The 21,337-nt window shown below is 71.2% G+C and carries 20 protein-coding genes; 6 read left to right on the forward strand and 14 right to left on the reverse strand.

All coding sequences use genetic code 11. The features are described 5' to 3' along the window. Positions 1-69: 69 nt before the first annotated feature. A complete protein-coding gene (locus RM788_RS17935; protein ID WP_315932842.1) occupies positions 70-225 on the forward strand; it encodes a hypothetical protein in 156 nt (51 codons plus the stop codon). Then, positions 222-1,220 carry a pentapeptide repeat-containing protein gene (locus tag RM788_RS17940; protein WP_315932843.1) on the forward strand — a complete coding sequence of 333 codons (999 nt, stop codon included), beginning with the start codon at positions 222-224 and terminating at the stop codon, positions 1,218-1,220. Before RM788_RS17935 ends, RM788_RS17940 begins: the two co-directional genes overlap by 4 nt. On the opposite strand, the gene RM788_RS17945 is transcribed toward RM788_RS17940, so the two are convergent. From RM788_RS17945 to RM788_RS17970, 6 genes are all read right to left on the reverse strand, one after another. Continuing rightward, on the reverse strand, positions 1,217-4,342 hold the full coding sequence (locus RM788_RS17945; RefSeq protein ID WP_315932844.1) for an amidohydrolase family protein: 3,126 nt from the start codon (positions 4,340-4,342) through the stop codon (positions 1,217-1,219). The two genes, RM788_RS17940 and RM788_RS17945, sit on opposite strands and share 4 nt — an antisense overlap. 69 nt (positions 4,343-4,411) lie before the next feature. Then, positions 4,412-5,068: a response regulator gene (locus RM788_RS17950; protein WP_315932845.1), complete on the reverse strand. Its 657-nt coding sequence runs from the start codon at positions 5,066-5,068 to the stop codon at positions 4,412-4,414. Then, complete coding sequence (locus RM788_RS17955; RefSeq protein WP_315932846.1) at positions 5,065-6,666, reverse strand: GAF domain-containing sensor histidine kinase; 1,602 nt, start codon at positions 6,664-6,666, stop codon at positions 5,065-5,067. The genes RM788_RS17950 and RM788_RS17955 overlap by 4 nt, the downstream gene beginning before the upstream one ends. Positions 6,667-7,161: 495 nt before the next feature. After that, positions 7,162-7,590 (reverse strand): pyridoxamine 5'-phosphate oxidase family protein, encoded by a 429-nt coding sequence (locus RM788_RS17960; RefSeq protein ID WP_315932847.1) that lies wholly within the window; start codon positions 7,588-7,590, stop codon positions 7,162-7,164. An 86-nt stretch (positions 7,591-7,676) separates the two neighbouring features. Further along, positions 7,677-8,642 carry a methylmalonyl Co-A mutase-associated GTPase MeaB gene (meaB, locus tag RM788_RS17965; protein ID WP_315932848.1) on the reverse strand — a complete coding sequence of 322 codons (966 nt, stop codon included), beginning with the start codon at positions 8,640-8,642 and terminating at the stop codon, positions 7,677-7,679. 3 nt (positions 8,643-8,645) lie between these two features. Further along, positions 8,646-9,833, reverse strand: coding sequence for an acetyl-CoA C-acetyltransferase (locus tag RM788_RS17970; protein ID WP_315932849.1), 1,188 nt, complete (start codon positions 9,831-9,833; stop codon positions 8,646-8,648). A gap of 130 nt (positions 9,834-9,963) precedes the next feature. On the opposite strand from RM788_RS17970, the gene mce reads away from it, so the two are divergent. From mce to RM788_RS17985, 3 genes are all read left to right on the forward strand, one after another. After that, positions 9,964-10,416: a methylmalonyl-CoA epimerase gene (gene mce, locus RM788_RS17975; protein ID WP_315932850.1), complete on the forward strand. Its 453-nt coding sequence runs from the start codon at positions 9,964-9,966 to the stop codon at positions 10,414-10,416. 193 nt (positions 10,417-10,609) lie between these two features. Further along, a complete protein-coding gene (ccrA, locus tag RM788_RS17980) occupies positions 10,610-11,941 on the forward strand; it encodes a crotonyl-CoA carboxylase/reductase (protein ID WP_315932851.1) in 1,332 nt (443 codons plus the stop codon). Positions 11,942-11,994: 53 nt separating this feature from the next. After that, positions 11,995-13,206 (forward strand): chromosome segregation protein, encoded by a 1,212-nt coding sequence (locus RM788_RS17985; protein WP_315932852.1) that lies wholly within the window; start codon positions 11,995-11,997, stop codon positions 13,204-13,206. Positions 13,207-13,409: 203 nt separating this feature from the next. On the opposite strand, the gene RM788_RS17990 is transcribed toward RM788_RS17985, so the two are convergent. Further along, positions 13,410-14,165 carry an alpha/beta hydrolase gene (locus RM788_RS17990; protein ID WP_315932853.1) on the reverse strand — a complete coding sequence of 252 codons (756 nt, stop codon included), beginning with the start codon at positions 14,163-14,165 and terminating at the stop codon, positions 13,410-13,412. After that, positions 14,159-14,467 carry an Rv1322 family protein gene (locus RM788_RS17995; RefSeq protein WP_399343922.1) on the reverse strand — a complete coding sequence of 103 codons (309 nt, stop codon included), beginning with the start codon at positions 14,465-14,467 and terminating at the stop codon, positions 14,159-14,161. The genes RM788_RS17990 and RM788_RS17995 overlap by 7 nt, the downstream gene beginning before the upstream one ends. 61 nt (positions 14,468-14,528) lie before the next feature. Between RM788_RS17995 and RM788_RS18000 the strand changes: the two genes are divergently transcribed. Then, complete coding sequence (locus tag RM788_RS18000) at positions 14,529-14,738, forward strand: FmdB family zinc ribbon protein (protein WP_315932854.1); 210 nt, start codon at positions 14,529-14,531, stop codon at positions 14,736-14,738. 16 nt (positions 14,739-14,754) lie between these two features. Here RM788_RS18000 and RM788_RS18005 read toward each other — a convergent pair whose 3' ends face one another. The 6 genes from RM788_RS18005 to RM788_RS18030 all read right to left on the reverse strand — a co-directional run bounded on the left by RM788_RS18005 (position 14,755) and on the right by RM788_RS18030 (position 21,333). Continuing rightward, on the reverse strand, positions 14,755-15,414 hold the full coding sequence (locus RM788_RS18005; RefSeq protein ID WP_315932855.1) for a DUF3558 family protein: 660 nt from the start codon (positions 15,412-15,414) through the stop codon (positions 14,755-14,757). A gap of 33 nt (positions 15,415-15,447) precedes the next feature. Continuing rightward, the gene (locus RM788_RS18010) at positions 15,448-17,223 is read right to left on the reverse strand and encodes a 3-hydroxyacyl-CoA dehydrogenase family protein (RefSeq protein WP_315932856.1); all 1,776 of its coding nucleotides are present in this window, start codon (positions 17,221-17,223) and stop codon (positions 15,448-15,450) included. Between the two features lie 108 nt (positions 17,224-17,331). After that, on the reverse strand, positions 17,332-18,018 hold the full coding sequence (gene dhaM, locus RM788_RS18015) for a dihydroxyacetone kinase phosphoryl donor subunit DhaM (RefSeq protein WP_315932857.1): 687 nt from the start codon (positions 18,016-18,018) through the stop codon (positions 17,332-17,334). Then, entirely contained in the window at positions 18,015-18,653 is a 639-nt protein-coding gene (gene dhaL / locus RM788_RS18020; protein WP_315934666.1) for a dihydroxyacetone kinase subunit DhaL, read from the reverse strand. Before dhaL ends, dhaM begins: the two co-directional genes overlap by 4 nt. Before the next feature lie 5 nt (positions 18,654-18,658). Then, the gene (gene dhaK, locus RM788_RS18025; protein ID WP_315932858.1) at positions 18,659-19,660 is read right to left on the reverse strand and encodes a dihydroxyacetone kinase subunit DhaK; all 1,002 of its coding nucleotides are present in this window, start codon (positions 19,658-19,660) and stop codon (positions 18,659-18,661) included. A gap of 152 nt (positions 19,661-19,812) precedes the next feature. Next, positions 19,813-21,333 carry an aldehyde dehydrogenase family protein gene (locus tag RM788_RS18030; protein WP_315932859.1) on the reverse strand — a complete coding sequence of 507 codons (1,521 nt, stop codon included), beginning with the start codon at positions 21,331-21,333 and terminating at the stop codon, positions 19,813-19,815. Between the last annotated feature and the right edge of the window lie 4 nt (positions 21,334-21,337).

The following is a 21,337-nucleotide window of genomic DNA, read 5'->3' on the forward strand; positions in this document are numbered from 1 at the left end:
GCCGTGTCGAGGGGATCTCCGTTACGGGGATCCCCCCACCCGCGATCAACGGTCGTGACCCCACCAGGATTGACCCCGCTGTCAGGCCGGACCGTCGCGATGGTGGCCGCGGCCGTGGTGGTTCTCACCGCGGCGGCGGTCGCCGCGCTGTGGTGGCCGGGCACGCGTGGTCTCACCGGCCACGAACTGGTCGCCGCGCGTTTCGACGCCCTGCGCATCGGTTGAGCGTCGGTGTGGGCGGCGGCGGCGTGTTCGCGCTGTACCTGGCGTGGCGGCGGCAGCGGTCGACCGAGATCGGACTGCGCCAGAAGGAGCGCGACCAGGACCTGCAAGACCGCGTGGCGACCACCACCGAGACCGACGCCGCCGAACGGCGCATCACGGAGTTGTACACGAAGTCCGCGGAACAACTGGGCTCCGACAAGGCTCCGGTGCGCTTGGCGGGCCTGTACGCGCTGGAGCGGTTGGCGCAGGACAACCCCAGGCAGCGCCAGACCATCGTCAACGTCCTGTGCGCCTACCTCCGAATGCCGTACAAGCTTCCCGAGGAGGGCTCCGCCGATTACGAGAAGCAGGTCCAGGAGCGGGAAGTGCGCCTCACCGCGCAGAACATCCTCCGCGACCACCTCCGGCCGGGCCCGGATCCCGCCCGCCCCGTCGAGACGTTCTGGCTGGACATCGACCTGAGCCTCACCGGCGCCACGCTGATCAACCTCGAACTGGCTCGGACCCGCGTCCGCGTCGCCCGTTTCACCAGGGCGACCTTCATCGGGAACGCGTGGATCGACGACGCCGTGTTCGAGAGCAACGTCTGGTTCAGCGGAGCGAAGTTCAACGGACGGGTCCACGCCACCGGGACGGTTTTCGGTGGACAAGCCTGGTTCGTCGAGACGGCCTTCGCCGGGAGCGCGCACTTCGTCGGGGCGAGGTTCGGGGGGCCGACCTCGTTCAACGACGCGACCTTCGGCTCGGACGCGTGGTTCACCGACGCCACGTTGGCGGGTGAGAGCGGGTTCGGCAGGGTGGAGTTCGCTGCCGAGACCCGTTTCACCAGGGCGGTGTTCACCGGCAACGCCGTGTTCGACGGGGTCTCGTTCAACTCCCCGCCGCTGGCGGACGGAGTTCGGTTCGAGCACGGGGTGCCCGCGGAGTTCCTGCGTGGAGGGGAATCGCCGCCACGCGAGGGGGACCGGCCCGGTCCCCCTCGACGCGACCGCTAGTGGCAGTAGTGCACGTCCGACTCGGACTCGCCGTGCCACCAGAACAGGTCGGGGTTCGCGCTCGGGTACGCGATCCCGGTCGTGGCCGACCTGACCGCACCAGCACCCGCTCCCCCACCCGAAGCCGCCGTGCCGAACGGGCCCGTGAGGTCGTCCACCCGGTGCACCACGCCGTTCGCCACGACGATCCGGACGGCGGCGGCGGCCCTGATGTCGGTGAGCGGATCGCCCCGCACGGCGATGAGGTCGGCCAGCCTGCCGGGTTCGACGGTGCCGAGCCGGTCGGCGAGGCCGAGCCAGCGGGCGGGGTTGCGGGTGGCGGTGGTGAGGGCCTCCAGGGGGGTGAAGCCGTGGCGGACCATGGCCCGCAGGTTCTGGTGCAGGCTCAGCGCCACGTCGTCGAGCGGCGAGTCGGTGCCGGAGATGACGAAGCCGCCGCCGCGGTGGATGGCGAGCACCATGGCGACGTTGCCCGCCAGGGCGGCGGCGACCAGTTCGTTGGCCGGTGTCTCCCTGGCCGCCTCGGCGACCTTGGCCGCCAGCTTCGCGTACTCCCACGGCGGCAGCAGCGCCCTGGTCCGCGGGTCGTCGAACAGCGACCGGTCGTCGCGGTAGAGGATGGCCGAGTTGAACAGGGTCGGGGTGACGGACATGCCGGACGCGGCGAACAGGCCCGTCGTCTCCCCGTAGGTGCGGCCCAGCCTGCTGGTGGTGTGCGAGTAGCCGAGCCGGTTGGTGGCGCCGGTGTGCTCCATGCCGTCCATGCCGACGGCGACCGCCGGGTACAGGTAGTGCGAGCTGAGCGGCATCCCCTTGCGGTGCGCCATTTCCACGACCTCGCGCTGCGCGGCGACGGGCAGGCGGACGTAGGTCTTGACCATGTCGTAGTCCAGCGCGACGGCCCTGGACAGCTCCAGCGCCAGCTGCGCCGCGCTCGTGGTGGGGCGCATGAAGTTGTAGTAGACCCGGCCGCCGTCGACGGCCTCGCCGGTGGCGAAGTAGCGCGGCCCGAGCAGCGCGCCGGAGTCGAGCGCCTCCCTGGTCTCCAGCATCTGGTACGCCGGGTCGCCGGGTGAGCGCGTGGTCGTGACGCCGTAGGACAGCCACAGCCTGCCCTGCCTCGCGCCCCACTGCCGCCCGCGCAGGTGCCAGTGGTTGTGGGCGTCGATCAGACCGGGCATCAGGGTCAGCCCGGAGGCGTCCACGACGGTCGTCCCGGCCCACTCGCGGCGGTCGTGCACGGCGACGATCCGGTCGCCCTCGACCACGACGTCGGCGTCGCGGCGCAACGAACCGCTCCTGCCGTCCCACAGCGCGCCCGCCCGGATGACGGTGCGGCCGCGCGGGCGGGAGCGGGTCCAGGTCAGCGGGAGGTCGACGGTCCGCGCCCGGCCGCCGTCGAGGCCGACCAGCTTCAGCTTGCCGTTGTTCAGGTGCAGCAGGGTTTTCGAGTCGCCGCTCCACGACGGCGCGTCGCTGGCCTCGCGGGTCAGCTGCCGGGGCTCGCCGGTGAACGTGCCGCGCGCGTCGACCGGCACGACCCGCAGGACGCTCTCCACCACGAACGCGATCCACTTGCCGTCCGGCGACCACACCGGGCCGTCGTCGCCCCTGGTCGACAGCGACCGGTACGGCATGGGCTCGGTGTAGCGGACGCTCCCGTCGTCGAGGCCGACCAGCAGGACCTGGCTGGTGCCTTCGCGGAACCGCTTCGAGAACGGCTTCACGGCGGCGAGCGCGAGCGTGTTCCCGTCCGGCGACCAGGTCGGGCGGCCGGGCTGGAACAGCGCGGGCAGCACCTGCCTGGCCGTGGCGGCGGCGACGTCGTACACCCAGGTCGCGCCGTCGGCGTCCTGGTAGGCGATCCGGTTGCCGTCCGGCGCCCAGCGGGGCGTGATCTGCGCGCCGGGCAACGTGGTCAGCCGCGTCCGCGCGCCGGTGGCCACGTCGTGGCGCCACAGCGCGGCCGTGCCGCCGCGGTCGCTCGCGTACACCAGCGCGGTGCCGTCGGGGTGCCAGTCGGGGTCGGAGTTGAAGAACCCGTCGTCCACGATCCGGCGCGGCCTGCCGCCGACCGGCAGCAGCCACAGGGCGTTGAGCGCGCGGAACGCCACGGTCTTCGCGTCCGGCGACAGCACCGGGCCCGCGATCCCCTTCACGGCGTGCTCCGCGCGCGAGGACACGTCCCGCTTCGCGCGACGGTTCTCGTGCGGCCGGTACCGCACGGTCGCGTCGAACGGCACCGACGCCTTCGTGCCCGCGGCCAGGTCACGGGTGCGCAGGCCGCCGTCGGCGGTGTAGAGGACGGTGGTCACGGACACCCACTCGACCGGGAAGCCGAACAGGTCCTCGTCGTCGCTCACGACCCGCCCGTCGACCACCAGCCCGGTCTTCGCGCCGCGCAGCGTGGTGTGGGCCAGCCGCCCGTCGGCCGCGAACCCCGGCCCCAGCAGCCGGGTGTCGGCGACCGGCTCGACGAGCCGCCGCCTGCCGCCCGCGAGGTCGACGAGGTCGATCGCGGTGCCGTCGACCGTGCACACGACGCCCGCCCCGTCCGGCGACCAGTTCGGCTCACCCTCGTCGGAGTCGGTGCTGGTCAGCTGGGTCTTCCGACCGGTGGTCAGATCGAGCAGCCACAGGTTGTAGCTGCCGCCGACGTCGCTGGTGAACACGAGCCTGGCGCCGTCCGGCGAGAACCTGGGCTCGCGGTGGTCGTTGAGACCGGTGGTCAACTGGCGCAGGCCACGGCCGTCCACGCCGACGGTCCACAGGTGGTAGTTCCCGTCCCGGTAGGACTGGAACACCACGGTCCTCGAGTCCGGCGAGAAGTGCGGCCGGGTGGCGTCCTGCTCCTCGTCGGTGAGCCTGCGGGCCCGGCCGCCGCCCGAGGGCAGCACCCAGATCGCGGTGTAGAGGTCGATCGCGACCAGCTTGCCGTCCGGCGAGAGCGCGGGCGCGATGCCGGTGCCCTCGCGGGCGGTGAAGTCGCGGCCGCCCGCCGCCCCGGCGGCGCGCGCGTCGGTCGACGTGACGTCCGGCACGCCGACGAAGGCGACACCGCCGAGCACGGCCGCTCCGCGGAGCAGGCCGCGGCGGCTCAGGTTCGGGTGATCGGAATCCATGTCAGTCCCCCTGGGATGAGCGATGGTGATCCACCGCACACCGTACCCAGGTTGACACGTCAAGCTTAGCTAGATCGCCGGTGCCGACCCGCTGTCACGCCTTCGTGCCGCGTACACGCCCGCCTCGGTCCGGCGGTCGAAGCCCAGCTTGTGCAGCAGCGACGACACGTAGTTCTTCACCGTCTTCTCGGCCAGGTACAGCCGGTGCGCGATCTGCCGGTTCGTCAGCCCTTCGGCGATCAGGTCCAGGATCCGCCGCTCCTGCGGGCTCAGCGTCGCGTAGCGCGGATCCTCCTCGGGCCCGCTGCGCAGCCGTTGCAGCACGGTCGCGGTCACGCCCGCGTGCAGCAGCGACCCGCCGCCCGCCAGCGTGCGCACGGCGGCGACCAGGTCGTTTCCGGACACCTGCTTGAGCATGTACCCCGCCGCGCCCGCCATGATCGCGCCGAACAGGGCCTCGTCGTCGGAGTACGACGTGAGCATCAGGCACGCGGGCGGCGGCTGCGCCGTCGAGCGGATCTCGCGGCACACCGTCACCCCGTTGCCGTCCGGCAGCCGCACGTCGATGATCACGACGTCCGGTTTCAGCACCGGCGCGAGCGCGATCGCGGCCGCGGCGGTGTCCGCCTCGCCGACGACGGTGATGTCGGCCTCCACGGCGAGGAGCTGCTGGAGGCCGCGGCGGACGATCTCGTGATCGTCCACCAGCAGCACGGTGATCGTCATGGGGCCTCCTGGCCGAAGTCGTACTGCTGCACCAAGGGCACCGACCACACGACGGACACGCCGCGGCCGGGTTCGGACTCGATCTCGCACCGGCCGGACCACCGGTCGGCGCGCGCGGATATGTTGACCAGCCCACCGCTGTGCCGGACCTGCTGGTCGGGCAGGCCCTTCCCGTTGTCGCGCACCACGAGTTCCACCCTGGTGGCGGCTCGGTCCACGGCGACGGACACCGACACGGACGTCGCGCCCGCGTGCCGGGCGGCGTTGGCCAGCGCTTCCCGCAGGGTCGCCAGCAGGTCGGGCCGCACCTGGTCCGGCACGACCGAGTCGAGCGGCCCGTCGAGCGCGACCTTCGGCTCGAAACCCAGCAGCCGCGCGGACTCCCGCACCGCGCGCAGCAGCTGCCCGCGCAGGCTGATGCCGCCGCTGGGCGGCTCGTGCAGGGAAAAGATGGTGCGCCGGATCTCGCGGATCGTGTGGTCCACCTCCTCGATGAACCCGCCGAGCCTGGCCGCGACCGCGGGCTGGTCGACCGTGCCGTTGAGGCCCTGCAACCCCAGCCCCAGTCCGAAGAGCCGTTGGATGACGAGGTCGTGCAGGTCGCGCGCGATGCGGTCGCGGTCCTCCAGGATCGCCAGCCGCCTGCTGTCCTCCTGCACGCGGGTGAACTCCAGCACCAGCGCGGCCTGCGAGGCGAACGACTCGACCAGCTCCACGTCGGCGGCGTCGAACGGGTGGTGGCCGCACGGCCGGGCCACCATCAGCACCCCGAGGACCCGGTCGCCCGCGGCCATCGGCACCAGCACCAGCGGGCCGACCCTGGCGAAGTCCTCGACCAGCCGCGGATCGACGTCCGGCGGCCACGGACCGTCCTGCTCCACGTTGTCGACCACCTTGGCCTCGCCCGTGGAGAAGACCTCCCACACGATGGCGGTGGTCGGCACCGTGTAGCCGTGCGCGTGCCTGCCGAGGGCCCCGTCCACGACCTCCAGCACCAGCTCGCCCTGGTTGTCCGGGAGCACGAGGGCGGCCACGATCCCGTCGGCGGCGCCACGGGCCTGCTCGGCGACCTGGTTCAGGGCCTCGCGGCCGGAGATGCCGGTGAGGAGGGCGCTGGTGACCTCGTTCGACGCCCGGTGCCAGACCTCGCGCCTGCGGGTCTGCTCGTAGAGGCCGGCGTTCTCGATGGCGATGCCGGCGGCCGCGGCGACGACGGTGACGAGGTCGGTGTCGGTCGGGGTGAAGTCGGATTCGCCGGTGAGGTGGAGGGTGGCGAAGAGGGAGCCGTGGGCGTGGATGGGGATGTGCAGGGAGGTGTCTTGGGGGTCTTGGGTGTCGTGGGTGTGTTCGAGGAGGCGGTGGTTGGGGCTGGTGACCGTCAGGGTGCCGTGGTTGGCGTTGACCAGGGCGCAGGAGGACTCGATCACTCGGCGGAGGACGTCCGGGAGGGAGAGGTCGCTGGGGAGGGAGAGCAGGGTGGTGAGGAGCTGGTGGAGTTGGTCCTGCGGGACAAGGGACTGGGCCGTGCGCTCGGTCAGTTGGCGCAGGAGGCTGTCCAGTTGCAGCGCGTGCGCGTTCGAACCGCCCGAACTGACCACGTGACCATCCCTTTCGTGGGGACGAGACGAGGGTAACTCCTCTCCGTAGTCGGGGGGAGGGGGTCGGGATCGCTCTTATGGGTGTAAGTGGGGGCGGTTGGTTGCTGGGGGTGGGGTGGTGGAGCCCGGCCCCCGGTCGCGCGATTGTCTCAATGCCCTGCACCGTCTTGTCAAGGCGGGAAAGATGCCTTGACAAGACGGTGCAGGGCAGGAGGGCGCTGTGTATCGGGGGCAGGGGGAGGTCTGGCTCCGCCATGACTTAGGACATCAGGCTCCGCCTGACTCGGGCACCTCGCTGCGCGTCGGACAGTGCACCTCGCTACGCGTCGGCAGGGCATCCTCGCTGCGCGTCGGACAGAGCGGGTGGGCGCTCCGCGCCGGATGCGAGGGGGCGGCTGCGCCGAGGGGGTATCGGCTTTGCCGATCAAGCATCCTGGGCTGCGCCTTCGGACGAAGTCCGATGCTCCGCGTCGGCATCCATCGCTTCGCGCGGACTCAGGCGTGGCGGGGGTGGGGGATGCGGGTGCCGTTGACCAGTTCGACGGTGATGACGAGGTAGCGGTCTGCGGTGCCGGCGACGCCGTGTGAGGGCAGGTGGAGGTTGGCCAGGTTCTTCAGGCGGTTGGGGTCGTGGACTTCTTGGGCGTGGCCTATGACGGTGACTGTCCAGCCCTCGCGCATGTCGTGGGCGACGTTGTCGATTTCGAAGGCGACGATGGCGTCGCCCGCTGCGAGGGCGGGGCTGCCTTGGGGGAGGCGGATTACCAGGGCTTCGTCGTGGAGGGTGAAGGCGACCGGTTGGATGGCCGGCAAGGCGTGGTCGGTGAAGACGAGTCTGCCGATGGCGACGGAGGCGAGGAGGTCCAGGCAGGTTTGGCGGGAGAGCACTTCGAAGCCGGCGGAATCCACGTGTGCGGAGTCCACGTTCGCACCTCTCTCAGGGGGTGAGCGCAGGGGAACACCCACGGTCGGCCGTTCACCCGGTGTTGCCTAGAGGCGGAAGGCCCGCGTCAGGGTTGGAGGCCTTCGATCAGCTGATCAGCGGCGGCGTAGGGATCGAGTTCCCCGATGACGACCCGTTTGGCGAGCTGTTCCAGGGCGGCGCCGCCGCGTGGATCGCCGAAGCCGGAGCGGAGGCGGGCGACGGCGATGGCCTCGATCTCGCTGGCCGCGCGGTGGGCGCGGCGGCGTTCGAGTTCACCGTGCTCGGTCATCCAGGCGTGGTGTCCGTCGATCGCCTCGGCGACGTCTTCGACGCCTTGGCCTTTGGCCGCGACGGTCTTGACGATCGGGGGGCGCCAGGACGGGCCTTCGCGGTCGCGTCTGCCGAGGGAGATCATGTACTTGAGGTCGCGGGCGGTGGCGTCGGCGCCGTCGCGGTCGGCCTTGTTGACGACGAACACGTCGGCGACCTCCAGGATGCCCGCCTTCGCGGCCTGGATGCCGTCGCCCATGCCGGGGGCGAGCAGCACGAGGGTGGTGTCGGCGAGCGACACCACCTCGACCTCGGACTGGCCGACGCCGACGGTCTCGATCAGCACGATGTCGAAGCCTGCGGCGTCGAGCACGCGCAGCGCCTGCGGGGTGGCCCAGGACAGGCCGCCGAGGTGGCCGCGGGTGGCCATGGAGCGGATGAAGACGCCGGGGTCGGTGGCGTGGTCCTGCATGCGGACCCGGTCGCCGAGCAGCGCGCCGCCGGAGAACGGCGAGGACGGGTCGACGGCCAGCACGCCGACGCGCTTGCCCTGCTTGCGGTACGCGGACACGAGCACCGACGTGGATGTCGACTTGCCGACACCCGGCGGGCCGGTCAGGCCGATCACGCGGGCCCGCCCGGTCAGCGGGGCCAGCGTCTCGGCGACCTCGCGCAGGTGCGGACTGGCGTCCTCGACGAGCGAGATCAGCCTCGCGACCGCGCGCGGCTGCCCGTCGCGCGCGCGGTCGACCAGGTCGGATACCTCAACAGTCCGCGTCACGCGTCAGACCTTAGGCACTCGCACGATGAGGGCGTCGCCCTGACCGCCACCACCGCACAGCGCCGCTGCGCCGACACCGCCGCCGCGGCGCTGGAGTTCCAGCGCCAGGTGCAGCGCGATGCGGGCGCCGGACATGCCGATCGGGTGCCCGAGCGCGATGGCGCCGCCGTTCACGTTGACCTTGTCCTCGGACACGCCGAGCTGGCGGGCCGACACGATGCCGACGGCGGCGAACGCCTCGTTGATCTCGATCAGGTCGAGGTCGGCGGGGTCGATGCCCTCCTTGGCGCAGGCGGCCTTGATGGCGTTGGACGGCTGCTCGTGCAGGCTCGCGTCCGGGCCGGCGACGACGCCGTGCGCGCCGATCTCGGCGATCCAGCTCAGGCCCAGCTCCTCGGCCTTGGCCTTGCTCATCACGACCACCGCGGCGGCGCCGTCGGAGATCGGCGAGGCGGAACCGGCGGTGATGGTGCCGTCGGCGGCGAACGCGGGCCGCAGCTTGCCGAGCGTCTCGGTGGTGGTGTCGGGGCGCACGCCCTCGTCGGTGCTGACCAGGACCGGCTCGCCCTTGCGCTGCGGGATGCTGACCGGGGCGATCTCCTGGGCGAACACGCCGTTCTCGATGGCCGCGGCGGCGCGCTGGTGCGAACGCGCGGCGAACGCGTCCTGCTGCTCGCGGGTCAGCTCGTAACGGCCGTTGTACTTCTCCGTCGAGGCACCCATGGCGACCTGGTCGAAGGCGCAGAACAGGCCGTCGTTTGCCATGTGGTCGAGCATGGTGACGTCGCCGTACTTGAAGCCGCCGCGCGACTTCTGCAGCAGGTGCGGCGCCTGGGTCATCGACTCCTGGCCGCCCGCCACGACGATGTCGAACTCGCCCGCGCGGATCAGCTGGTCGGCCAGCGCGATCGCGTCCACGCCGGAGAGGCACACCTTGTTGATCGTCAGCGCGGGCACGGTCATCGGGATGCCCGCCGCGACCGCCGCCTGCCGGGCCGGGATCTGGCCCGCGCCCGCGGTCAGCACCTGGCCCATGATCACGTACTGCACCTGCTCCGGGGCGACGCCCGCCCGTTCGAGGGCCGCCTTGATGGCGACCCCGCCGAGCTGCGCGCCCGTGAAGTCCTTGAGCTGCCCCAGCAGCCTGCCCATGGGGGTACGGGCACCGGCGACGATGACGGAACCGGACACAAGAGCCTCCAGGCTGTGAGCGGACGTTAACTTCGCACGATACCCAGGGTTACCGGTCGGTACGACCGGGATGCGCCTGTGAGGCGCCGCACAACTGCCCCTGCACCGATTCCGTCACTACCCTGACCCGATGCAGGAAGCACTCCGCGGTCTCGTCACCGCCATCGACCACGTCGGCATCGCCGTACCGGACCTCGACGCCGCGATCGCCTTCCACTGCGACAACTTCGGCCTGGAGGTGGCGCACACCGAGGTGAACGAGGACCAGGGCGTCCGCGAGGCGATGCTGCGCGCGCCCGGCGACGACGGCACCGGCCCGGCCGTGCAGCTGCTCGCGCCGCTGAACGAGGCGTCGACGATCGCCAAGTTCATCGGCCGCTCCGGGCCCGGCCTCCAGCAGCTGGCCTACCGGGTGTCCGATGTGGACGCCGCGGCCGAGGCCCTGCGCGCGAAGGGCCTGCGACTGCTGTACGAGCAGGCCCGCCGCGGGACCTCGGGCAGCCGGGTGAACTTCGTGCACCCCAAGGACGCGGGCGGCGTGCTGATCGAACTCGTCGAGCCCGCGGCCGCGGGTGGGCACTGACCCGTCCGAGCGGCTCCGCCGTCCAGGTGAACACCCCGGCCACGGGGAGGCCTCCGCGCCTCCCCGTGGCCGGTTCCGACTTTCCGTGCCCTGCCTCACATCGGTCGATCTGAATCGGTTACTCGTCGGTAACGTGCGGCACCCAGCGACTTCCGCTCCTCAGCCCGACACTCCGCACCTGGGAGGACACGCCGTGCAGAAGATCCTCGACGCGATCCTGGCCGACGAGCTCGACGCCATCGACTCCATCCCCGTCCCCGAGACCTACCGCGGCATCACGGTGCACGAGGACGAGACCGGGATGTTCGAGGGCCTCGCCACAAAGGACAAGGACCCGCGCAAGTCGCTGCACCTCGACGACGTGCCGACCCCGGAACTCGGTCCCGGCGAGGCGCTGGTGGCCGTGATGGCGAGCGCGATCAACTACAACACCGTGTGGACGTCGATCTTCGAGCCGATGTCGACCTTCGGGTTCCTCAAGCGGTACGGCAGGTCATCGCCACTGGCGCTCAAGCACGACCTGCCCTACCACGTGGTCGGCTCCGACCTTGCGGGCGTCGTGCTGCGCACCGGCCCCGGCGTGAACGCGTGGAAGCCCGGCGACCGGGTGGTCGCGCACTGCCTGGACGTGCAGCTGGAGCACGCCGACGGGCACAACGACACGATGCTCGACCCCGAGCAGCGGATCTGGGGCTTCGAGACGAACTTCGGCGGCCTTGCCGAGCTGGCGCTGGTGAAGTCCAACCAGCTCATGCCGATGCCCGACCACCTCACGTGGGAGGAGGCCGCCTCCCCCGGCCTGGTCAACTCCACCGCGTACCGGCAGCTGGTGTCCGGCAACGGCGCGAACATGAAGCAGGGCGACACCGTGCTGATCTGGGGCGCGTCCGGGGGCCTCGGCTCCTACGCCACGCAGTTCGCCCTCAACGGCGGCGCGACGCCCATCTGCGTCGTGTCCAGCCCGGAGAAGGCGGAGCTGGTCAGGTCGATGGGCGCGGAGCTGATCATCGACCGCAGCGCCGAGGGCTACCGGTTCTGGAAGGACGAGCACGAGCAGGACCCCAAGGAGTGGAAGCGGTTCGGCGCGAGGATCCGCGAGCTGACCGGCGGTGACGACCCGGACATCGTGTTCGAGCACCCCGGCCGCGAGACGTTCGGCGCCAGCGTGTTCGTCACCAAGCGCGGCGGCACGATCGTCACCTGCGCGTCCACGAGCGGGTTCATGCACCAGTACGACAACCGGTACCTGTGGATGAACCTCAAGCGGATCGTCGGATCGCACTTCGCGAACTACCGCGAGGCCTGGGAGGCGAACCGCTTGGTCGCCAAGGGGAAGATTCACCCGACAGTGTCCAAGGTGTACTCGTTGGGGGAAACCGGACAAGCGGCCCACGATGTGCACCGCAACGCGCACCAAGGCAAGGTCGGCGTGCTGTGCCTCGCTCCGCAGGAGGGCCTTGGCGTGCGCGATCATGAACTGCGCGCCACCCATCTGCCGCACATCAACCGGTTCCGCGGGGTGTAGGGAAGGCCATGTCGGGGTGACGGACGAGCACCACTAACGGGTAGCGTGGTGGCATGGGCCTCGCCGACGATCGTGACCTCGTCCCGCTGGGATCCGGCTTCGACATCGCCAAGCGCGGGTACGACAAGGGCCAGGTCGAGGACCACCTCGAACGGCTCGACTCGGACCTCCGACTCCTGGCTGCCGACCGTGACGCCGCGGTCTCCCAGACCAACGACCTGGCGCACCAGCTCGACGCCGCCAGGTCCGAGATCGCGGAGATGCGCGGGCAGGTCGAGCGGTTGTCCATGCCGCCGAGCACGCTCGAAGGCCTGAGCGAGCGGTTGCAGCGCATGCTGCGCCTCGCCCAGGACGAGGCCAACGAGATCACGGCGCGCGCCGAAGCCGAGGGCGGGCACATCCGCACCAAGGCCGAGGGCGAGGCCGGGGTGCTGCGCACCCGCTACGAGAAGCTGATCGCCGAACTCGACCAGCGCCGCGCCGCCCTCGAGGCCGAGCACCGCGGGGTGCTGGAGAAGGCGCAGGCGGACGCCGAGAAGATCACCGTCGAGGCCGCCAAGGCCGCCGCCGCCGTGGTCGAGGAGGCGGAGAAGCGCCGGGTGACGGTCGAGGAGGACTTCGAGATCGCCATGGCCGCGCGCCGCGTCGAGGCGATGAGCACGCTCGCCGAGCAGGAGGCCGCCAGCAAGTCGGAGGCCGACCGGCGGCTGCGGGAGTCGCAGGAGGAGTCCACCCGGATCCGGACGCAGATCTCGCAGGAGCAGGCCGCCAGCAACGCCGAGGCCCAGCGGCTGGTGCGCGAGGCGACCGAGGAGGCGAACCGGCGGCGGCACGACTCGGTGTCGGAGGCCACCGCACGCGTGCAGGAGGCCACCGACGAGGCCCACCGGCGGGTGCGGGAAGCGACCGAGGAGGCGAACCGGCGGATCACGCAGGCCGGGAAGCAGGTCGAGGCGCTGGCGCAGTTGCGGAACGGGTTGGCGCAGCAGTTGAGGAGCGCGCGGACGGCGTTGCAGGACATCTCGCCGCTGCTGGAGCCGTTGGACGTGGAGAAGGAGCAGGCGGCGGCTCAGGCGGCGACCCAGGGGGCGGCGCAGTCGGCCGCGCAGGCGGGGCATGCGCTGCCGGCTTCGTTGGCGGTGGGTGGGGCTTCGCCGGTGGGGGCTGAGGCGGTTGAGGCTGAGGCGCCGGTGGGTGTGGAGCCGGTGAAGGCGGATGAGGTTACTCGGAAGATCAGCAAGCCCACACCTGCGGTTAATCGTTGATCGTTTGTTCGGGTTTGGTGGTGGGTTGAGGTGGCTTCAACCCGCTCGCCGAGTGTTCTGGGCTTGCCACAGCTTGTCAAGACGATAGAGCCATCTTGACAAGCTGCGTCAAGCCCAGAGCGGCTTCGTATCGGGTTGCGGGATAGGTCTGGCCGCGCCAGCATCAGGCTGCGCCTGACGAAGAAGTGGCTTTGGGTTGGGTGCTACTTGTTGATGATTGTCACCTGGCGTTTTTCGCAGGGGCCGTTCCAGTCGCGGGGTAGTGGTGTGTGCACCTCGGGGGCTACTGCGTTGACGATGGCGTCTAGGACTTTTTCCGAGTGGCCGACCATCAGGTGTCTTGCGCCTGGGAAGGTGATCACCGTTGCTCTGGGGATTGCCTTGAAGCGTTGTTCTGCCTCTGCCGGTTTCAGGTAGTCGTCTAGTTCGGGGACTAGGCATACGACTGGCTTTTCGGAGTCTGCCCATGCCTGGAGTTGTTCTGCGGTGCTCCACCTCAGTGGTGGGGAGATCAGCACGGCTCCTTTGATCTCCGGCTTGCAGCCGTGCATCAGTGCCAGGTCGGTGCCGAAGGACCAGCCGATGAGCCACGGGTTCGGCAGGTCTTGGGTTGTTGTGAAGTTCAGGGCGGCGGCCACGTCCAGGCGTTCGCTGATGCCGTTGTCGAACGTGCCGTCGCTGCGGCCTGCCTCGCTGGCGGTGCCGCGGGTGTTGAAGCGGAGGACTGCCAGGTCCGCCAGTGCGGGGAGGCGCCAGGCGGCTTTGCGGTAGATGTGCGAATCCATCATCCCGCCGTGCGTGGGCAGGGGGTGCAGGAGGATGAGGGTCGCTCTTGGCTCTTCGTTCTCCGGTAGGGAGAGTTCGCCGATGAGGTCGAGGCCGTCTGCTGTTTCGAGCACCACGGCTTGGCGGCGGGCGGGTAGCACCGTGTTGGCGGAGATCCGGGCCACGGTCACCACCGGCCGACGGGGCGGCGGCGGCCGCGGGAGTTCCAGCAGCCCTGGTGCCAGTGTCGACGTTCCTCGACCGACCCGTAGTCCGCGGCGGGCCAGGCGACCACGTGCGGGGTGCCGGGTCGGATCTCGTGGTCGCAGCCGGGGCAGCGGTAGAACTTGGTGGTCTGCGCGCCGGGGACGGTGCGCACCAGCCATTCGCCGTCCGAAGCCGACTCGCTGCGGGCCCAGCCGACTCCCCCGCCCAGTGGACGGGAGTCGTCGTCGCCGTCCGACGCGGGGCGCTTGGGGTGGTTGCGGCGGGGCACGGGGCACCAGAGTACCGATGGGTGCTGGTCGGCCCGGCCACCCGGCGGGGATGATGGGGTGGTGCCGACCTACGAGTTCCGATGCAAGTCCTGCGGTTCGACGTTCGACGTGAACCGGTCCATGGCCGAGTCGTCCGACCCGGCCATGTGCCCGGACGGCCACACCGACACCGTGAAGCTGCTGTCCGTGCTGGGGCTCGCGGGCAACGCCGCCGCGCCCGCGGGTGGTGGAGGTGGCGGCGGCTGCTGCGGTGGGGGCTGCTGCGGCTGACCTGCCGCGGTTTCCCCTACTGCGGTTCCTTCGCCAGCAGCACCTCGGCCAGGTGCTTGCCCTGGTCGCAGATGGGGCCGTACTTGTTCGAGCCGTCGATGACGATGATGCCGAGACCGCCCGCCGCGTAGTCGAGGACCAGCACGCAGGACGGCTGGACCTCGGCGTCGGTGGAGCGGTCAAGGTAGGTGACCTTGTGGCCGTTGAGGTCGAACTCGCCGGTGTTCTGCTGCAACGCCAGCGGCTTGCCCGCGCGGTAGCGCAGCGTCACGCCGACGTCGAGGGTGCCCGACTTGGTCTGCCACTTGCACGACTGGTCGTAGGTCGAGTCGTAGTCGCGGTCGGTGGGCGGAGCGGTCTTGTCCACGCCGGTGTAGGGCATGTCGCCCCAGCCGACGAGGCCGCACAGGTTCGACACCGGGTCCGGGGGCACGTCCGACTCGGACGTCGAGGACGAGGTCGGCGGCGTGTCGGTGTCCGAGGTCGTGGGGAAGCCGGACTCCGACGGGTCCACCGATGACGAGGGGTCGTCGTCGCCGTCGGTGGAGAACGGGGAATCCACGTCCAGTTGCTGCTCGGCCACCGGGGTTCCGCGCACCGAGTAGGCGCAACCGGTGGTGAGCCCGAGCACCACGACCAAGAGCGAGATCAACGCGCGCCGCATATCCACCACCATGCCAAACGACGGTACCCGCGCGCTCGGCGGGCCTCAGGCGTAGTCGCGGAAGCCCTTGCCCGTCTTGCGACCCAGCCGACCTGCGGTGACCAGGTGCTCCAGCAGCGGCGCGGGCGCGAACCCGGCCTCGCGGAACTCCAGGTACAGCGACCGCTCGATGGCCAACGACACATCGAGGCCGACGACGTCGAGCAGTTCGAACGGCCCCATCGGCAGTCCGCAGCCGACCTTCATGGCGTTGTCGATGTCGGCGGCGTCGGCGTAGTGCGCCTCCAGCATCTTCACCGCGTCGTTGAGGTAGGGGAACAGCAGCGCGTTGACGATGAACCCGGCCCGGTCGCCGCAGTGCACCGGCTGCTTGCCCAGGTCGAGGCACACCTTCCTGGCGGTCGCGACGACGTCGGCGTCGGTGGCGATCGTGTCGACGACCTCCACCAGCTTCATGACCTGCGCCGGGTTGAAGAAGTGCAGCCCCACGACGTCGCCGGGCCTGCCGGTGGCCGCCGCGCACTCGACCACCGGCAGCGAGGACGTGGTGGTGGCGAGCACCGCGCCGGGCTTGCACACCTCGTCGAGCGCTTGGAACACGGCCTTCTTCACGGCCAGGTCCTCGGCGACGGCCTCGACCAGCAGGTCGCAGTCGGCCAGCGCCTCGAACTCCACCGCGGGCGTCACGCGGCCCAGCGCGGCGGCGGCGTCCACATCGGACAGCTTGCCCTTGGACACGGCCCGGTCCAACGACTTGCGCACCTTGGCCAGCGCGGCGTCGGCCTTCTCGGCCGTGCGGGCCCGCAGCACGACGTCGTAGCCGCGCTTGGCGAACACCTCGACGATCCCGGTGGCCATCGTGCCGGTGCCGATCACGCCGACGCGGCGCACCTCGCGCGCCGAGTCGTCGTCGGCCGCGTCGGCGGGGGTCTGCACGTCGGGCACGACGGTCGGCGAGTCGGGGGCGTCGTAGGTGTAGAAGCCGCGACCGCTCTTGCGGCCGAGCAGCCCGGCGGTGATCATCTGCTTGAGCAGCGGCGCCGGGGCGTGCAGGCGGTTGCGGGACTGGTGGTACATCGTGTCGAGGATCTCGTAGGCGGTGTCCAGCCCGATGAGGTCCAGCAGCGCCAGCGGGCCCATCGGGTAGCCGCAGCCGTACCGCATGGCCGCGTCGAGGTCTTCCCTTGTGGCGTAACGGGACTCGTACATCCGCACGGCGTGGTTGAGGTAGCCGAACAGCAACGCGTTGGCGATGAACCCGGCCCGGTCGCCGATCACGACGGGCGTCTTGCCGAGCCGTTCGACCAGTGCGACGACGTCGGTGACGACCTCGGGTTCGGTGACGACCGACCGGATGACCTCGACCAGCTTCAGCACCTGGGTGGGGTTGAAGAAGTGCGTGCCGACGACCTTGCCCGGCCGCCCGGTGCGCACGCCGATCTCGGTGATCGACAGCGACGACGTGTTGGAGGCGAACACCGTGTCGGGACCGCAGATCCCGTTCAGCTCGGCGAAAACGGCGGCCTTGAGCTCCATCCGTTCCGGCACGGCCTCGATCACCAGGTCGCACTCCGCGAGGTCGGCCAGCGCCGTCGTGCGGGTGATCCGGCCGAGCAGTTCGGCCTTCCCCGCCTCGTCGAGCTTGCCGCGCGCGACCGCCCGCGACGTCGAGTGCTCCAGGTGGCCGAGCCCGCGGGCGAGGCCCTCGCCGTCGACGTCCACCGCGATCACGGTGAGACCGGTTCGGGCGAGCACCTCGGCGATCCCGGCCCCCATCGTGCCGAGCCCGACCACTCCGACCGTGCTGAACTGGCGCGCCACAACGACCTCCCGTGCCACAGCTACCGAACGGTAACTTGTCGCGACTATGCCACGGTCCGGTCGCCGCTCCGGGTGAGCTTCACCATCGGGATCGAGCAAGACATCGATTCACCCGTCGAATCCGCGCTCCGCCAGTTCCTCCACGCGCCGCAGCGCCTCGTCGGCGTCCTTGCCGCTCGCGACCACCTCGATGTGCGCGCCGCCGCGAGCGCCGAGGGCCATCAGCGCGAGCACGCTCGTCGCGTCGGCCTCCTCGCCGCCGAACCGCACCACGACGTCCGCGTCCAGCCCCGCGACCGTGCGCGCCAGCAGCGCGGACGGCCTGGCGTGCAGCCCGACCTCGTTGGTCAGCACCACGTCCAGCCGCGAGGCGTTCGTCACCAGCCGCAGCGACGGCCGGGCGGGCGGGTTCGGCGCGCCGGGCGCGGCACCCCCGGCCGCCCTGGCGACGACCGCCAGGCCCGCGCCGCCCTGCGCGGACACCGCGGCGGCGACCGCGCCCTCCACGAGCGGCGCGTCGACGACGACCACCTGGCCCTCCTCGGCGTCCTCGGCCACCATGTCGGCGACCATCCTGGCGCTGCCGAGGTCGTAGAGCACGACCACGCCCGCGCCGGAATCCGCCTCGACGGCAGCGCCGGCGACGATGGCGTAGTCGGTGCCCAGACCGCCGTCGCCGTCACCGCCCGCGGCGATCACCGCGACGTCCGGCGCCATCTGGGCCGCCAGCTCGGCGACGCCCTCGGCCAGCCGCTTGCTGTGCGAGACGAGCACCAGACCGACCCGCGTGGTCACCGGGCCCCGCTCGCCACGTCCGCGAACGTGCGGAGCAGCAGCGCCGTCGAGCGCGCGCCCGGATCCATGTGCCCGATGCTGCGCTCGCCCAGGTAGGACGCGCGGCCCTTGCGGGCCAGCACGAGCACCGTGGAGTCCGCGCCCTCGGCCGCCGCGTCGGCGGCCACCCTCAGCAGCACGGGCACGTCCTCGCCGCGCTCAGCGGCCTCCTCGGCGGCCTGCACGGCGGGCAGCAGCGCGTCCACCATCGTCTTGTCGCCGCGTTCGGCCTTGCCGCGGGCGATCACGCCGTCCAGCGCCGCCCGCAGCGCCTTCGCCACGAGGCCCGCGTCCAGTTCGGAGGCGTCCTTCACCGCCGTCGCCGCGCGCAGGAACGCCGTGCCGTACAGCGGCCCGGCGGCCCCGCCGACCTTGGAGATCAACGTGGTCGCCACCAGCTTCAACACCCCGCCCGGCGAGTCCGGGGCGTCCCGCTCCAGCGCGGCCACGAGCGCGCCGAACCCGCGGTTCATGTTCTCCCCGTGGTCGCCGTCGCCGATCTCCCGGTCGAGCGTGCTCAGCTCGACCCTGTGCTCCTCCAGCATCTGGCTCGCCGCCCGCATGACGACGGCCACCCCGTGCGCCGAACAGGCCACCACGGTCAGACCCCCCAGCGCAGGGCGGCGGTGTGCACCGGCGCGTCCCACAGGTCGACCAGCTCGTCGTCCAGCCGCAGCAGGGTCAGGCTCATGCCCTGCATCTCCAGACTGGTGACGAAGGGCCCGACCAGCCGCCGTTCCACCACGATCCCCCGTTCCGCCAGCAACCGCTCCGCGATGCCGTGCGCCAAGTACAGCTCGATCAGCGGAGTCCCGCCCATCGAGTTCGTGAACAGCAGCACCCGGTCGCCCTCGGCGAAGGGCAGGTCCTCGAGGATCGGGTCCAGCAGGCTCTTGACCATCTCGTCGGCCGTCCCCAGCGGCACCCGGCGCCTGCCGGGCTCGCCGTGGATGCCGATGCCGAGTTCGATCTCGTCGTCGGCGAGGGTGAAGCCGGGCACGCCCGCGTGCGGCACGATGCCCGAGGCCAGCGCGAGCCCCATCGACCGGACCTGGCCGATCACCTTGCGCGCCAGCGCTTCGCAGCCGTCGAGGTCGACCCCGCGTTCGGCCGCCGCGCCGACGACCTTCTCCAGCAGCAGCGTCCCGCCGACCCCGCGCCTGCCCGCCGTGTACAGCGAGTCCGTCACGGCCACGTCGTCGTCGATCACGACGGTGCGCACCTCGATGTCGTCCGCCTCGGCCAGTTCGGCCGCGGTCTCGAAGTTGAGCACGTCACCGGTGTAGTTCTTCACGATCAGCAGGGCGCCGACACCGCCGTCGGTCATCGCGAGCGCGGCCTGGACCTGGTCGGGGGTGGGCGAGGTGAACACGTGGCCGGGACAGGCCGCGTCGAGCATGCCCTTGCCGACGAAACCGCCGTGCATGGGTTCGTGGCCCGCGCCGCCGCCGGAGATGACGGCGACCTTCCGGGAGACCGGGGCGTCCGCCCGCACGACCACGGCCGGGTCGAGCTGGACCCTGATCAGGTCGGGGTGCGCCGAGGCCATTCCGCGCAGGGACTCCTCGACCACAGTGGACGGATCGTTGATGATCTTCTTCATCGTGCCCTCCGATCGTCGCTGACCGAATGCCATTAGTACCCCACGCAGGCGTTCGGTGTAACGGTCGAAGTACCTCGGGTCGGCGGAACGAGCAGATCAGCGGGCGTGGCGGAGGTGATCGGGGCCGGGTGCGCCCCGATCACCGAACCGCGTCAGCGGCCGTAGAGCAGGCGGGCCAGGCGGACCACGTGGCGGACGGTGCGGGAGCCGCGGTCGTAGGTCATCGGGTTGAGCATCGCCCGGAAGCGCAGCCGGGTGACGGCCTGGGGCGTGGCGAACTCGCGCAGGCCGTCGTCGCCGTGGATGCGGCCGAAACCGGAGTCGCCGATCCCGCCGAACGGGAGGCCGGGCATGGCGGCGAAGGCCAGGACGGCGTTGACCGAGACCATGCCGCAGCGCATCTTGCGGGCCAGCTCCTCGCCGCGGGCGCGGGAGAAGACGGAGCCGCCCAAGCCGTAGCGCAGCGCGTTGGCGAGGCGGACGCCCTCGTCGGCGTCGGGCACCCTGGTGATCACCAGGGTCGGGCCGAAGGTCTCCTCGGTGACCGCGAGCGAGTCCTCCGGCACGTCGACGAGCACGATCGGCTCGACGTAGGGCGGGCGGATCGAGTCGAGGCCGCCGACGACGGCGCGGCCGCCGCGGTCGAGCGCGTCCTGCACGTGGGCCTGGATGATCTCCACCTGGCGGGGCATGGTGATCGGGCCGAACGTGGCGTTGGGCTCACCGCCGGGCCGCAGCTTGGACGCCTGCCTGGTGACCAGTTCGATGAACTCGTCGGCCACCGCCTCGGCGACGTAGACCCGTTCGACGCCCGCGCAGCTCTGGCCCGCGTTGAAGATCCCGCCCCACACGGCCGCCGAGGCCGCCGCCTTCACGTCGGCGTCGTCCGCGACGATCAGGGCGTCCTTGCCGCCGCACTCCACCAGCACGGGGGTCAGCGTCCCGGCGCAGGCCGCCATGACCCGCTTGCCGGTCGGGGTCGAGCCGGTGAACGCGACCTTGTCCACACCCGCCTGGCACAGCGCGGCGCCGGTCTCGCCGAAGCCCGTCACGACCTGGAACACCGAGGCGTGCTCCGGGGCGGCCTCGACGAACGTCCTGGCGAGGAACTCGCCGACGCCGGGGGTGTACTCGCTGGGCTTGAACACCACGGCGTTGCCCGCGGCGAGCGCGTAGGAGATCGAACCCATGGGCGTGAACGCCGGGTAGTTCCACGGGCCGATCACGCCGATCACGCCGAGCGGCTTGTACTCCAGGCTGGCGGCGTGGTTGTACATCAGCATGCCCGGCGACACCCGGCGCTTGCCGAGCACGCGGCTCGCGTTGCGGGTGGCCCAGTGCATGTGCTCGACGACGAGGGTCACCTCGGTGCGCGCGTCGTCGGCGGACTTGCCGGTCTCGCTGCTGATCAGCGCCTGGAACTCGTCGAGCCTGCGGACCAGGAGCTTGCGCCAGGCGTCGAGCCGGGTGCGGCGGCCGTCGAAGCCGAGCTCGGCCCACGTGACGGCGGCGGAGCGGGCGCCCAGCACCGCGGCGCTGACGTCCGCGGCGGTGTGCACCGGGTGGTGGCCGACGACCTCACCCGTACGGGGGTCCAGTGAGGCGAACCGGGACTCAGCGTCCACGACGGCGGACTCGGCCGAGTCGGACCCCGCTGGGGCGGTTTGCGTCATGAGC

Origin of the sequence: Umezawaea sp. Da 62-37, from assembly GCF_032460545.1 — a bacterium.
Taxonomy (GTDB): Bacteria; Actinomycetota; Actinomycetes; order Mycobacteriales; family Pseudonocardiaceae; genus Umezawaea.

Coding starts and splice junctions, on each gene's coding strand:
- RM788_RS18030 (WP_315932859.1), bottom strand. CDS start 21,333: ATGACGCAAACCGCCCCAGCGGGGTCCGACTCGGCCGAGTCCGCCGTC.
- RM788_RS17945 (WP_315932844.1), bottom strand. CDS start 4,342: ATGGATTCCGATCACCCGAACCTGAGCCGCCGCGGCCTGCTCCGCGGA.
- mce (WP_315932850.1), top strand. CDS start 9,964: ATGCAGGAAGCACTCCGCGGTCTCGTCACCGCCATCGACCACGTCGGC.
- RM788_RS17950 (WP_315932845.1), bottom strand. CDS start 5,068: ATGACGATCACCGTGCTGCTGGTGGACGATCACGAGATCGTCCGCCGC.
- RM788_RS17985 (WP_315932852.1), top strand. CDS start 11,995: ATGGGCCTCGCCGACGATCGTGACCTCGTCCCGCTGGGATCCGGCTTC.
- dhaK (WP_315932858.1), bottom strand. CDS start 19,660: ATGAAGAAGATCATCAACGATCCGTCCACTGTGGTCGAGGAGTCCCTG.
- RM788_RS18005 (WP_315932855.1), bottom strand. CDS start 15,414: ATGGTGGTGGATATGCGGCGCGCGTTGATCTCGCTCTTGGTCGTGGTG.